The organism is Faecalimicrobium sp. JNUCC 81 (assembly GCF_053667625.1).
The window spans coordinates 2,491,517-2,506,270 of record NZ_CM132203.1 but is presented as its reverse complement, the minus strand read 5'-3'; the positions used below and the strand labels follow the sequence as shown (position 1 = coordinate 2,506,270).

At 25.9% G+C, this 14,754-nt stretch carries 13 protein-coding genes and 1 other annotated feature; of the genes, 9 read left to right on the top strand and 4 right to left on the bottom strand.

The features are described from left to right. Positions 1–13: 13 nt before the first annotated feature. The 3 genes from JNUCC81_RS12560 to JNUCC81_RS12550 all read right to left on the bottom strand — a co-directional run bounded on the left by JNUCC81_RS12560 (position 14) and on the right by JNUCC81_RS12550 (position 2,964). Positions 14–238 carry a hypothetical protein gene (locus tag JNUCC81_RS12560; protein ID WP_454093789.1) on the bottom strand — a complete coding sequence of 75 codons (225 nt, stop codon included), beginning with the start codon at positions 236–238 and terminating at the stop codon, positions 14–16. Positions 239–579: 341 nt separating this feature from the next. After that, entirely contained in the window at positions 580–2,700 is a 2,121-nt protein-coding gene (feoB, locus tag JNUCC81_RS12555) for a ferrous iron transport protein B (RefSeq protein WP_454093788.1), read from the bottom strand. Between the two features lie 27 nt (positions 2,701–2,727). Then, complete coding sequence (locus JNUCC81_RS12550) at positions 2,728–2,964, bottom strand: FeoA family protein (protein WP_454093787.1); 237 nt, start codon at positions 2,962–2,964, stop codon at positions 2,728–2,730. Between the two features lie 148 nt (positions 2,965–3,112). Between JNUCC81_RS12550 and JNUCC81_RS12545 the strand changes: the two genes are divergently transcribed. From JNUCC81_RS12545 to JNUCC81_RS12515, 7 genes are all read left to right on the top strand, one after another. After that, a complete protein-coding gene (locus JNUCC81_RS12545; protein WP_454093786.1) occupies positions 3,113–3,574 on the top strand; it encodes a metal-dependent transcriptional regulator in 462 nt (153 codons plus the stop codon). A 332-nt stretch (positions 3,575–3,906) separates the two neighbouring features. Continuing rightward, positions 3,907–5,388: a UDP-N-acetylmuramoyl-L-alanyl-D-glutamate--2,6-diaminopimelate ligase gene (locus JNUCC81_RS12540; protein WP_454093785.1), complete on the top strand. Its 1,482-nt coding sequence runs from the start codon at positions 3,907–3,909 to the stop codon at positions 5,386–5,388. A gap of 120 nt (positions 5,389–5,508) precedes the next feature. After that, entirely contained in the window at positions 5,509–6,477 is a 969-nt protein-coding gene (locus tag JNUCC81_RS12535; RefSeq protein ID WP_454093784.1) for a DUF2232 domain-containing protein, read from the top strand. 18 nt (positions 6,478–6,495) lie between these two features. Next, a complete protein-coding gene (locus JNUCC81_RS12530; RefSeq protein WP_454093783.1) occupies positions 6,496–7,257 on the top strand; it encodes a glycerophosphodiester phosphodiesterase family protein in 762 nt (253 codons plus the stop codon). Between the two features lie 80 nt (positions 7,258–7,337). After that, positions 7,338–7,587: a binding site (T-box leader), on the top strand. 49 nt (positions 7,588–7,636) lie between these two features. Beyond that, complete coding sequence (tyrS, locus tag JNUCC81_RS12525) at positions 7,637–8,842, top strand: tyrosine--tRNA ligase (protein ID WP_454093782.1); 1,206 nt, start codon at positions 7,637–7,639, stop codon at positions 8,840–8,842. 200 nt (positions 8,843–9,042) lie between these two features. Continuing rightward, positions 9,043–11,436, top strand: a complete 2,394-nt coding sequence (locus JNUCC81_RS12520; RefSeq protein ID WP_454093781.1) for an ATP-binding protein — start codon at positions 9,043–9,045, stop codon at positions 11,434–11,436. Positions 11,437–11,534: 98 nt separating this feature from the next. Beyond that, positions 11,535–11,882 carry a DUF4870 domain-containing protein gene (locus JNUCC81_RS12515; protein WP_208334863.1) on the top strand — a complete coding sequence of 116 codons (348 nt, stop codon included), beginning with the start codon at positions 11,535–11,537 and terminating at the stop codon, positions 11,880–11,882. A gap of 52 nt (positions 11,883–11,934) precedes the next feature. Here JNUCC81_RS12515 and JNUCC81_RS12510 read toward each other — a convergent pair whose 3' ends face one another. After that, the gene (locus JNUCC81_RS12510; protein ID WP_454093780.1) at positions 11,935–12,819 is read right to left on the bottom strand and encodes a polysaccharide deacetylase family protein; all 885 of its coding nucleotides are present in this window, start codon (positions 12,817–12,819) and stop codon (positions 11,935–11,937) included. 197 nt (positions 12,820–13,016) lie between these two features. Here JNUCC81_RS12510 and JNUCC81_RS12505 point away from each other — a divergent pair, with 197 nt between their 5' ends. Next, positions 13,017–13,958 carry a DMT family transporter gene (locus JNUCC81_RS12505; protein ID WP_454093779.1) on the top strand — a complete coding sequence of 314 codons (942 nt, stop codon included), beginning with the start codon at positions 13,017–13,019 and terminating at the stop codon, positions 13,956–13,958. Positions 13,959–14,189: 231 nt separating this feature from the next. Further along, positions 14,190–14,735, top strand: coding sequence for an NADH peroxidase (locus JNUCC81_RS12500; RefSeq protein WP_454093778.1), 546 nt, complete (start codon positions 14,190–14,192; stop codon positions 14,733–14,735). The last annotated feature ends 19 nt before the right edge of the window (positions 14,736–14,754 follow it).

The window sequence follows — 14,754 nt, the reverse complement described above, 5'->3', positions numbered from 1 at the left end:
TAGGTTTACATATTTACTTAATATTATTGGATACTTTATACAAACACATAGCACAACTTTTTACAATGCTATTAAAGTTAGTAACTAAGGTACCACTATTATTCTCATCAGAATATAATTTAGTTACATCCATACCCAATCTTAAATTAATATTATTTATATAACTAAACTGAATACAAACCATAGATAAAAAGTAAATTAGTCCCATAAAAAGTAGTAAAATAAAAATAAGAAACACTAAAATCCCCCCTAAAGCAAAGGTACAACTTGTCCTTTAAGTAAATTCTACTATAATATTTAACTTATATCATCTTAAAAATAAATATAAAAAAATACAAAAAATAACCAAATAAAACAAAATAAGCCATAAAAAATACTTAAGGCTTATCGAATTTCGGAATATTATATATTAATATATACGACATTGTATAAAGAAAATTTATATAAATAGTAAATAAACATCAAGATTTATTTGATATTTAAATGATAAATATTTTGGATATTATGATGATTTTTAGGTTGGAAAAATATACCTAATAGAAAAAAAGAAAGAGATGGATAATATTATCCATCTCTAATTTATATAAAAATATTATATATGCTAGTTGTTAAGAAACATACAAAGAATCCTATTACAGTTGGAATTAAAAATCCTAAAATAGTCCATTTCATACTTCCAGTTTCTTTTTTTATAGTTATCAAAGTAGTAGCACAAGGCCAGTGAAGTAAGCTAAATAACATGACATTTAACGCTGTTAAATATGTCCATCCATTATTACGTAAAACATCACCTAATGCACTTAAATTATCAAGTTCTAGCATTGAACCAGTAGCAAGGTAAGACATGAGAAGAATAGGTATAACTATTTCATTGGCAGGAAGACCTAGTATAAAAGCAAGTAGTATAAACCCATCAAGCCCTATAAATCTAGCGATAGGATCTAAAATATTTGCAATATAAGCCAATAAGCTCACGTCACCAACATATATATTAGCGCATACCCAAATTACTATTCCAGCTGGAGCAGCTACAATAACTGCACGGCCTAATACAAACAATGTTCTATCTATTATAGATGTATATACAACTCTACCAAATTGTGGAGTTCTATATGGTGGTAATTCTAATGTGAAAGTAGATGGAATACCTTTAAGAAGGGTTTTAGATAACAAATAAGAAACTAATAATGTTATACATATACCAAAGATAACGACTAAAGATATACATGCAGCAGTTACCAAGCTAGATGTGAAAGAATTACTTATTACAGAACTAAAGAATATAGTAGATATAGCTATTAAAGTAGGAAATCTACCATTACAAGGAATAAAATTATTAGTCAGTATAGCTATTAATCTTTCACGAGGAGAGTCGATTATTCTACAACCTATAACTCCACAAGCATTACATCCAAATCCCATGCACATAGTAAGGCACTGTTTTCCATGAGCGCAGGCCTTTTTAAATAAATGGTCCATATTAAAAGCAACTCTAGGTAAATATCCAAAGTCCTCAAGTAAAGTGAATAAAGGAAAAAATATAGCCATAGGTGGTAACATAACGGAAACTACCCAAGCAAGAGTTCTGTAAAGACCAAGAACTAACATATTATTTAGCCACTCAGGTGCATGAAGCATATTTAAAAAATTTGTAATATTAGGTTCAAGACCAAGTAATAAATTTGACAGTAAGGTAGATGGATAATTAGCCCCCTCTATAGTAATCCATAGTATAGCACCTAATAAAAGTAACATAATAGGCATTCCAAAATATTTTGATGTAAGTATTTTATCTAATTTATCATCTTTGTCTAATGTAGCATTATTATTTTTTATACAAACTTTTTCACTTAAGCTTTTTGCATAATCATAATTTGTTTTAGTAAAATTATCTCTTATTTTACACTTATCTAAAGTTTTAGGAAACTTTTCTTTGATTTTATATAAAGTATCTATATAGTTTTCATCTATATAATTATGCATGGAATCAAATATACTTTTATCTTCATCTATAAGTCTAAGAGCTAGCCATCTAGGATTTATAAAATCAATAGTACTTTCTAATTCTGACTTAAATGAGTCAGCTACAAGTTCAATATTATTATCATAAAGAACAGGTTTAGCATTAAACTTATAGTTATTAGATGAAACTAAATCTAAAGTATTTAATAGATCACTCATACCTTTTCCACTTCTAGCAGCTGTTAAAACTACTGGTATACCTAACGCTTTTTCAAGTTTTTTACTATCTATAGAAATACCTTTTTTCTCAGCCTCATCAGCTAAATTAACACACAATATTATATTTTGTGTTAATTCCATTACTTGAAATACTAAGTTAAGATTTCTCTCAAGTGAAGTCGCATCGCATACTACAATTACTACATCGGGTTTTCCGAAACATATAAAGTCACGAGCAACTATTTCTTCTTGAGATAGTGCAAATAAAGAGTAAGTTCCAGGTAAATCAATTAAAGCATAATCATTATTATTATATTTAAAATCACCACGAGCTGTAGCAACAGTTTTTCCAGGCCAATTTCCAGTATGTTGTTTTAATCCTGTTAGATAATTAAATACAGTACTTTTCCCTGTGTTTGGATTGCCTGCTAAAGCAACTATTAATTGGTCGTCAGCTTTATCTATATCAAACATATCCTTTAGTGATTTGATTTTAGCAGATTCATGTGTTAACCCCACTGTAATATCCCCCCCTTAAAATATAGTCTAATTTTCAGAAACAATTATTAAATTGCTTTCCTCAGATCTTAATGCGATCTTAGTTCCTCTAATGTTGTAAACAGTTAAATTACCTTTAGGCCCTTTTCTAATCACTTGAATAGATGCTCCACGTGTTACACCAAGCGCTAACATTCTTTCTCTTAAATTACCATTGAATAAGAGGTCCTCTACTGTAGCAGTATTTTTAACTGGAATGTCTGTAAGAGTTTTCAATATTAACATCTCCTTATAAATAATTTTTTATTGTTAACCTAAGCTAACTTTCTTAATTTTAAATTATGCAAATTAATAAAATAGTGTTACTAAAAATAGTAATATAAAATATTTAATGAAATATAATTAATATAATATAAAAAGGAGGGGGTATAATTTGGAAAATAAAAAAGAGTATTATACTTTCAATGAATATATAAAGAGAAGCGAACTAACACCTAGTGAAGAAGATTATATAGAAATGATTTACAGATTATTTTTACAGGGGGATCATGTAAAAGTTAGTGATATATCTAAACATCTAAATATTACTCCACCTTCGGTAACAAAAATGGTAAAAAAACTAAGTGAAAAAGAGCTAATATTATATAAAAAATATGATTATGTTGTTTTAAGCGATATGGGTAAGATAATAGGCCAGCAACTTTTAAACAGACATGACATAGTAAATAAATTTTTGAATCTATTAGGAGTAAAAGATAAAATACATGAAGAGACAGAAAAAATTGAACATACCATAAGTATAGAGACTCTTATTAAAATAGAAGAACATATTGAATTTTTTAATTCTAATAAAGATATATTGGAAAAATTAAAAGAATATCAAAAAAAAGGTTAAAAAAAAGATGGGTATATTACCCATCTCAAATATGTATAATTCTTACTTTTGGGGAAAGTAGAATAAAAGTTAACATTTTTTATTTATAATGAAAATAAAAAAGCCAGAAGACGCAAAAGTCTCCTGACTCTAGTAAGATATTTTCAAATATCTTTATTTTCATTAAATATGTAACTCTTAATTCTATTGTAGATAATTAATATTAATAAGTCAATAAAAAATAGAAAAATAAGGAAAAGTATATACTAAAACTTTTAATCATATTTTATATCTATCATAAATTAAAAAAAATTAAATATAATTTAGTAATAGTAGGAAAGGAGTTTTTTCTCATGGAATTATACAAGCTCATAAAAGATTTAGATGTTTTAGAATTAAAAGGAAATATTGAGATAGATATAAGTAGTATATATTATGATTCAAGAAAAACTACAGAAAATAGTCTGTTTGTATGTATAAAAGGATTTGATAATGATGGTCATAAATATGTAAATAAAGCAATAGAAAATGGAGCAAAAGCATTTCTAATACAAGAAGACGTAAATATTAAAGAAAGTAACAATTATACATTTATAAAAGTTAAAGATACAAGAAAATCAATGGCAAAAATAGCGGCTAATTTTTATAATAATCCAACACAAAAAATAGAAATAATCGGGGTAACAGGAACTAATGGAAAAACAAGTATAACAACTGTACTTAAAGACATTTTAAATTATAAATCTAATGTTGGATTAATAGGAACGATTAAAATAGAAGATGGTAAAAATGATATAATATCTAATAACACAACTCCTGAAAGTATAGATTTGCAAAAGTATTTTAATAATATGGTAAAAAATGATTGTAAGTTTTGTGCCATGGAAGTATCGTCACATTCATTAGCGCTACACAGGGTAGACGAAGTTGATTTTAACATTGGAATATTTACAAATCTTACACCAGAGCATTTAGATTTTCATAAAAGTTTAGAAGAATACAGAGCTACAAAGGAAAAATTATTTTATAAAACTAATATGGCAAATATTATAAATATAGATGACAGTTCAGGTGTTATTATAAAGAATAATATAAGAAACTTAAAAGTTCCAGTATATACATATGGAATAAATAATGAAGCAGATTTTATGGCAAGTAATATAAAATTATATCCACATGGAGTTTCATATACACTAAAAACGCCTACATACACTGATGAAATTTATGTTAATATACCTGGCAAATTTACAGTTTATAACACTTTAGGAATAATATCAGCTTGCTATATACTTAAAGTACCTATTGAAATAATAAAAGATAAATTAAAAAGCATTAAAGGTGTTGAAGGAAGATTTGAAAGTGTAAAAAATTCAAAAGGATTTAATATAATAGTAGACTATGCTCATACACCAGATGCACTAGAAAATATACTTATAGCAGCAAATGAATTTGTAAAAGGAAAAGTAATAACAGTATTTGGATGTGGAGGAGATAGAGATAAAACTAAAAGGCCTTTAATGGGAAAAATTGCACAAGACAATTCAGACATAGCAGTAATAACATCTGACAATCCAAGAACAGAAAATCCAAATTCTATAATAAAGGATATACTAAGTGGAATAGACAAAAGCAACCATAATTATATAACAATAGAAAATAGAAGAGACGCTATTTATAAAGCGATAGAACTAGCTAATAATAATGATTTAGTAATTATAGCAGGAAAAGGCCATGAAGATTATCAAATAATAGGAAAAACAAAGTATCATTTTAATGATAAAGAAGTTGCTAAAGATGCTATAGAAAGCAAGAATTCATCTTTATATAATATATAAAAAATAGTTATACCTAAATTTAGGTATAACTATTTTTTTATAATAGAGACCCCTTTATAATTTTTTTACTAAATAGTATGATATATTATAATAATACTTAAAAATAGGAGGAAACTGAAAGTGAATAGTACTAAGAAACTTACAGAGGCAGCATTACTTTCATCGTTATTTGTTGTAAGTACTATAATTGCTGTAGGTAGTGGTTTGGGGTATGCGCTTTATTTGGATTTTATAGTACCAATTTTCTTTTGCATAATATGCTTAAAATGTGAGCTTAAATATACTATATTATCTAGTATAAGTTCTCTTGCAATAGTTGCTCTAGTACTTGGAAATATAGGAACTGCAATTTGGGCAGCTCAAAGTGTGATATTAGGAATTATATGTGGATTTCTAATGTCAAAAGCAACAACTATTATTGATGATATTATTTATGGATCAATAATTGGCATAGTACTTATGGTATTTATAGACTTATACGCATCAAAGCTTATTGGATACAGTTTTATGAAAGAATTTAGTCAGTATACTAAAATGTTTCCTCTAAAAGGATACAGTGAAATGATTTACTATATGTTAATAGCTTTATTCCCTATGGGAACTGTGTTTAGTATATATTTTTTATCGTTATTATTATCTAAAAAATTGAATATATTAAAAGGTAATGCAAAAAGAAAATTACATATGATAAATAATTTTAGAAATTGCTCTAGATTTATTTGTTGCTCTAAGAAAGTATTTTACTTATGTTCAATATATTTAATTTTAGTTGAATTAATGAGTATATTAAACATTAATATATCTATTGTATATTTAAAAACTATCATTATATCAATACAATATTTATGTTTTTACTTTGTTATAAGAGATGGATATATAATAGTGCAAAATTATGTGATATCTAAGTATCAAAAAATATCTTATGCAAGAATTTTATCTTTAATAACTATAGTACTACTTTTATTTATGTTTAAGGTAACAACTTTGGTAATTGTAATTTTAAATTTAATATTAGATAGTAAAATAGATATAAGAATTAAGCAAATTTTGATAGTAGACAACTATGTAAATAACCTGGTAAGTAAATAAATATAAAAGGTGGTTTATATGGAAAAAGATATGGACTGGATAAGGGAAATACCAATAGCACATAGAGGATTATATAATGAAAAATATCCAGAAAATTCTATTGGGGCATTTAAAAATGCAGTTAAGCATAAATATTCAATAGAACTAGATATTCAGTTCACTAAAGATAAAAAAATAGTAGTATTCCATGATAATAATTTATATAGAATGACTAAAGATGAAAGAAATATTCATGATTTAGATTATGATGAACTTAAAGAATTAAGATTATTGGATTCAGATGAAAATATACCAACGATAGAAGACGTGTTAGAAGTAGTAGATGGAAAAGTAGGAATACTTATAGAAATAAAAAATAGTAAGGATATATTTGATTTGTGTGAAGGGTTATATAATACAGTTAAAAGATATAATGGTAAATACTCAATACAGTCATTTAATCCATTTGTATTAGTATGGTATAAAAATAATGCAAATAATATTTTAAGAGGGCAAATAGCAGGTTTACCAAGGTATTCTTATAGAAATTTAAGTTGGTGTAAAAAATTTGCCCTTAAAAACATGATATTAAACTTTAAAACGAAACCTGATTATATAGCCTATTCAATTAGAGGGATAGATAAAACAAGGATAGCTTACCTAAGAAATAAGGGGATTCCAATAATATCATGGACTATAAAAAATAAAGAAGATATGATATATGCGTATAAATACTCAGATAATATAATATTTGAAGGATTCTATCCACCTAGTAATAAAAATAATTATAATTACTTATAATATAAAAGATTTTGTAAATAATAATAAAAATAGTTGACAAAATATTAAATAGCGAATATATTAGAATTAATAATTAATATAAAAAAGCTATGAAAAGAACAAGTAAAACTAATGTAGTCTAACAGAGAGTTTCCGGATGGTGAGAGGAGCAAGTTAAGTTAGTTTGAATACATCTTAGAGCAGTAATCCCAAAAGATAACAACTAGTAGGGATTAACGTAGTAGCACACGTTATAGTGCTAAGGTATAGATATTGTACCTATTGAGGTTAATGCTGTAAAGTATTGATAAACTAAGGTGGTAACACGTGAGTAATGCTCTCGTCCTTTTATGAGGATGAGAGCTTTTTTATTGCAATAAATAAATATAGGAGGGTAAATATGATAAACTTAGATGAACAAATTAAAATAATATTAAAAGGTGTAGATGATATCATAGATGAGAAAGACCTTAGAGAAAAATTAGTTAAAGCGGATAAAGAAGGTCGTCAATTAGTTGTAAAATTAGGACTAGATCCATCGGCTCCAGATATACACTTAGGACACACTGTAGTTCTTAGAAAAATGAAGCAATTACAAGATTTAGGACATAAGGTAGTAATAATAATAGGAGACTTTACAGGTAAAATAGGAGATCCAACTGGTAAATCTCAAGCTAGAAAAGCATTAACAACAGAGCAAGTCTTAGAAAATGCAAAAACTTATGAAGAACAAATATTTAAAGTATTAGATAAAGAAAAAACAGAAGTTAGATTTAATAGCGAATGGTTAGCTAAATTAAACTTTGAAGATGTAGTAAAATTAGCTGCAACTATAACTGTAGCTAGAATGTTAGAAAGAGAAGATTTCAAGAAAAGATACGAAAGTCATACTCCAATATCAGTGCATGAATTTTTCTATCCATTAATGCAAGGATATGATTCAGTTGCAATAAATGCTGATATAGAACTTGGAGGAACAGACCAAAGATTTAATCTGCTTATGGGACGTGCACTTCAAAAAGATTTTGGACAAGAATCTCAAGTTGTTATAATGATGCCTTTAATAGAAGGTTTAGACGGTGTTAACAAAATGAGTAAGAGTTTAGGAAACTATATAGGAGTAGATGAAGAAGCTGGAGTAATGTATCAAAAAGCTATGGAAATACCAGATGAATTAATAGTTAAATACTATAATTTAGTAACTGATGTTCATCCTGATGTAGTTAATAAAATAGAAGAAGATTTAAAGGAAGATAGAGTTAACCCAAGAAATGTAAAGATGGAGTTAGCTAAAGAAATAGTAAGATTATACCATGGAGAAGAAAGAGCTAATTTTGCAGAAGAAAGATTTAAATCAGTATTCCAAAAAGGCCAAATACCTGTAGATATATTAACGGTAGAAGCAAGTAGCGATAGCTTTGATTTAGCACAAATAATAGTAGAAAATAAACTTGTTCAAAGCAAAAGTGAAATGAGAAGATTAGCAACTCAAGGTGGAGTTAAAATAAATGGAGAAAAAGTTACGGATTTACAAAGTGTAGTACCACAAGGTGAATTAGTAATTCAAATAGGAAAGAAAAAGTTTATAAAAATAATATTTAAATAATAAAAAGCCTCTTAAGTATATACTTAAGAGGCTTTTTATTAAAAAAATTATAAAATAATTTATTTAAATAAAAATCTTTGTAGAAAAATGTAAGTGGATTTTTTAGAAATACTTAAAAAATAAATGTTATAATGAGATTATTAGTAAAAAATGTAAATTAATTATTGATTTAAGTTTTATTTATTTTAGGGGGCATATTTGTGATTAAGCTATTAAATACAGTAAACGATTATATTATAGTTATGGATAGAGAGGGTGAGATAAAGTTTTGTAATGAAAAATTATTATCAAGAATTGACCTTGATAATAAATGTATAAAAAATATTAATATAAAAAATATACTATATAGAGATAATAAAAAATTATATGAGTCAATTAGTAATATAAAAAAGGATGAAGAAATTAATATTAGTGTAGAAATTATAGATTCAAAAAAAGAAAAGATTTTACTAAATGGAAAAATAATATTAAGTAAATTTAATAATAAAGAATCTATATTTCTAGTATGTAAAGAAGATAGTAATAAGCTATATAATATAAATGATTTAGAAACAGCTTTAGATACAATACCCTATGCTGTATGTATAAAAGGTACAGATGGTAAATATATATATGGAAATAAGTATTTTTATGATTATATCTCAATAGAAAAAATGAATATTTTGGGCAAAAAGCTTGAAGAGATAAGTGAAGTAAATACATATGAAAATATATCAAACATAGAAAAAAAGATAATAAAAATTAAAAAGCCTAGATTAATAGAGGCAGTTGTTGAAAAAGATGATAATCCATTAAACTTGGATATGTTTATTGCGCCAATTTTTAAAGAAAATGATAAATTAAAGTATATAGTTACAATGATTAAAGATGTGACTATAAAAAAAACAATTGAAAAAAATATAGAAATATTAAAATTAAATAATACTACATCTGATGATATAGAAATTAATTCATTACTAGATAATTTATTAGAAAATATATCTAATTATTTAAAATTAGATTCAATAACATTATACCTATATGACAAAGAATCTGAAACTTTAAATCTAGGAAGTTTATATGGTGAGGTAAAAAATATATCTACTACACCAAAAAGTATAAAATTTGGAAAAGAAGATTTAAAAAAAATACTAGATGATAAAAAAATAGGAAGAATATTAGAAGTTTCTGGAATAAGTGATATTAGGGTTTCCGCATTTAAAGGTATAAATAAAAATCTTAGTTTTGCAGGTTCATATAATTTAATGAATGGTGATGAATTTATAGGGATATTAAATATATCATATTTAGGTGATAATGAACCTGAATATTATCAAAATGACTTTATGAATAATTTATGTTCACGCATTGCATTAATTATAAAAAACTATAAGTTATCTAAAATGGCTAAACTAGAACTTGAAAGACGAATAGATATAGAAAATGAATTAGAAAGATTGTTAGATATATCAGTGGATATGTTTGCTACAATAAATGAAGATGGATATTTTAAAAACTTAAGTCCACAGTGGAGCAAAACTCTTGGATGGACTGAAGAAGAACTTAAATCTAGAAAGGCTATTGAGTTTATTCACCCAGATTATAAAAAAGAAGTAAGAAGTATGAGCAAAATAAAAGGTAATAATAAAAATAGAACAATAAATAGAGTATTATCTAAAAATGGAGACTATCTATGGTTTAAGTGGAACTACAGATATATAGAAGAAAAAAAATACTTTATAATTACAACTAGAAATATAACTAAAGAGAAAGAAGAAGAAAAAAATAGAAAGTTATTAGAGAAAGCAATAGAAGTAGAAAGTATAAAAAATGAATTCTTTGCAAATATATCTCATGAATTTAAAACACCTATAAACATAATACTTGGAACAATGCAATTATTAGAAAAACAGTCAACTAAAGATGTGACTATATACAATAATGGATATAATTTAAATAAGCATATAAAATCGATAAAGCAAAATTCATATAGGCTGTTAAGATTGGTTAATAATTTAATAGATATGACTAGAATAGATACAGGGTTTTATGAGTTGAATTTAGGAAACCATAATATTGTAAATATAGTAGAAGAAATAACACTATCTGTAGCAGAATATATTGAAGGTAAAGAGATAAATCTTATATTTGATACTAACTCAGAAGAAACAATTATAGCTTGTGATCCAGATAAAATAGAGAGGATTATATTGAATATTTTATCAAATGCAATAAAATATACAGACAAAAACGGTGAAATAAAAGTTGATATAAAGATTATAAAAGATAGAGTAGTAGTATCTATAAAAGATAATGGAGTTGGGATTTCAAAAGAGAAGCTTCCATTTATATTTGATAGATTTAGGCAAGGAGATAATGTACTTACAAGAAGATGTGAAGGTAGTGGAATTGGATTATCGTTAGTGAAATCTCTCATAGAGATGCACGAAGGTCATATTCATGTAGAAAGTAAAGTAGGATATGGGTCTGAATTTATATTTGAATTACCAATAAGATTAATAAAAGAAAATAAGCGTAAAATATCGAAAAGTAGTTTTAATCAATCTAAAATTGAAAAATGTAATATAGAGTTTTCTGATATATACTCTATATAAATTTTTTATTAAAATTGAACTATATCTTAAAATAAAGAATATTATAATTATATATACAAATAATTAGCATAGTATTTGTATTTAAGAAAGGAGATAAAATGGATAATTACTCAAGGTCAATACCTAAAGAAAACTTAATAATGTTAATGATGGCAGCAGCAATAGTACTATTTAATATAGTAGGATTTATAATAGTATATTTTGTATGGAAAGAGTATAGCAAAGAATCTGATTATATATACACTAATGGGAAAATGCTTATGAATTTTCATATAACTTTTGTAATATATGAAATAATTGCAGGTATTTCAATTATAGCCTTTATAGGAGTTATATTAGTACCTTTAGTTAGTTTAGTATATTTTATACTGACATTAATAGGATTAATAAACTATGGATCACACAAAGACTATTTATATCCTTTGACATTTAATATAATAAAATAATTAACTATAAAAAGACTATTAATTTTTTAATAGTCTTTTTTATATTAGTGTATTAAACTAATATTTTAAATTGATATCCATTTTCTTTAAAATAAGGTATTATCATATCTAATGCTTTTACAGTTTCTTCTTTTCCATAAGTATCATGCATTAAGACAACTACCATTTCTTTACCTTGAGAAGTTTTTACAGCATATTCATATAATTCTTGAGCATTCTTTTTTTTACCTTCAGCATCAGCATTTAAAGCATTCCAATCAATAGATGACATACCATTGTTTTTTAGATAATCTTTAAGTGGTTGCATATTTTTCCAAGACATATATCCACCAGGACATCTTAAAACATTTGAAGTAAATTTGTCTCCTAAAACTTTTTTCATAGCTTCAGTAGTCTTATTAATTTCATTAGTAAAAGTATCTAAATTTAAACTTCTATTAGGATATAGCTTTTTATAATCATGTGTATATGAGTGATGAGCTATTGCATTACCTTCATCAAAAGTTCTTTTTAATATTTCATTAGCACCTTTTACTTCTAATGAGTTACCCTTAATAAAGAATGTGCCTTTAACATCATATTTATTTAAAGTATCTAATACTTTAGGCGTATTAGTTGTAGATGGTCCGTCATCAAATGTAAGGAATACAACTTTTTCACCATTATTAGAAGAATCATAACTATTTAGTTTATCCCAAACCACATTTGCATCGTATCCGTATTTTTTAACAGAATCTTTTTTTGCTCCGACTATGGGTTCATTTTTTTCTCTCTCAATTTGTTCTAATCTTAAAATTTCTTTACGCTTAGCTAATTCTCTTTCTTCTTTTTTCTTAGCCATATCAGCCCATACAATAGATCCAATTCCTATTACTAACACTGTAGCACCAGTAATTATTGCTATTTTTTTCTTACTTTTTGCTTTTTTAGATAACATAACTTACAATCTCCCTTTTTTCATCAAATACAATCTAATTTTCATAGACAATTATAGCTAAAAATATACATTAAGTAAAATAACAATGTTGTAATAAAAAATAATCAATTTATCAAAACTTTAAGTTATGTAAACTGATATAATATGTGTAGAGAGTATTTTAAGGGCATGTAAATAATTGTAAGGGGGGAGTTTTATTGAAGAAGTATATTGGTGAAATAGGGTTAATATTAATTGCTATTATATGGGGAAGTGGGTTTGTAGGAACTAAATTTGCGCTAGATGGAGGATTTACGCCAATACAGATAATAACTTTAAGGTTTTTTATATCATCTATTTTATTAAATATAATATTTTTTAAGAGAATTAAGAAAAATATTAATAAAGATATAATAAAAAAAGGGAGTTTATTAGGTATTTTTTTATTTATTGCATTTGCAGTGCAAACTTTTGGACTATTATATACAACTCCATCTAAAAATGCATTTATAACTGCAGCAAATGTAGTTATAGTACCTTTTATAGGATATATAATTTATAAAAGGAAGCTTGATAAAATTGGTGTAATAAGTAGCGTAATCACTCTTATAGGTATAGGGATTTTATCTTTAGAATCTAATTTTTCTGTTAATTTTGGAGATTTTTTAACTTTAATTTGTGCGTTTGGATTTGCAGGACATATATTTTTTACAAGTGAATTCGCAGTAAATAAAGATCCTATAATTCTGACATCTATACAATTTAGTGTAGCTTTTATATTATCATTAATAGTCCAAGTTTTTATAGGAGAGGTAAAAGTATACTCACAACCTAGTGGTTACTTAGGGGTATTATATTTAGCTTTATTTAGCACAACTATAGCATTTTTAATGCAAACTATATGCCAAAAGAAAGTTTCAGGAACTAAAACTGCTATAATACTTTCAACGGAGGCAGTATTTGGAACATTATTTTCAATAATATTATTAAATGAGCAAGTTACATTAAAAATGATAGTAGGAAGCTTATTAATTTTTGCATCAATTATAATGGCAGAAACTAAGTTATCATTTTTGAAAAAAGAAAACAACTACATAAAGGAATTAGAATGCATTGAAAATAAAAAAGATATAGAAGAAATAGATACAAGTATTGACTAAATAATTAATAATATTTTATATTAAGACAATATACTTAAAAATGTATTCTATGTATTGATATTAATATATAATAAATGGTAAAATGTAGGAAATGGGAAATGTTTTCCATTAATACAATAAGAAATAATTTTAAATTTATTGTTTAAGGTACATAACCAAGGGTATATATATGTTATAACAATTTAGACAATAAAATTAAAATTTATATAAATATAACAGGAGGGAATAATTATGAAAAAATTTGTTTGTACAGTATGTGGATATATACATGAAGGGGAAACTGCACCAGAGCTATGTCCAGTATGTAAAGTAGGACCTGAGAAGTTCGAAGAAATGAAAGGTGAAATGGTTTGGGCTGATGAGCATAGAATAGGAGCAGCTCAAGGTGTTGATGAAGAAATATTAGAAGGGTTAAGAGCTAACTTCACTGGAGAATGTACAGAAGTAGGAATGTACTTAGCAATGAGCCGTCAAGCTGATAGAGAAGGATACCCAGAAGTAGCAGAAGCTTACAAGAGAATAGCATTTGAAGAAGCAGAACATGCAGCTAAATTTGCTGAATTATTAGGAGAAGTAGTAGTAGCTGACACTCAAGCTAACTTAAAAGCAAGAGTAGAAGCAGAATACGGAGCAACAGAAGGAAAATTAAAAATAGCAAAGAGAGCTAAAGAATTAGGACTTGATGCTATACATGATACAGTACATGAAATGTGTAAAGATGAAGCAAGACATGGTAAAGCATTCTTAGGTTTATTAGAAAGACATTTCCAAAAATAAGAATTAAAATAATTTATGC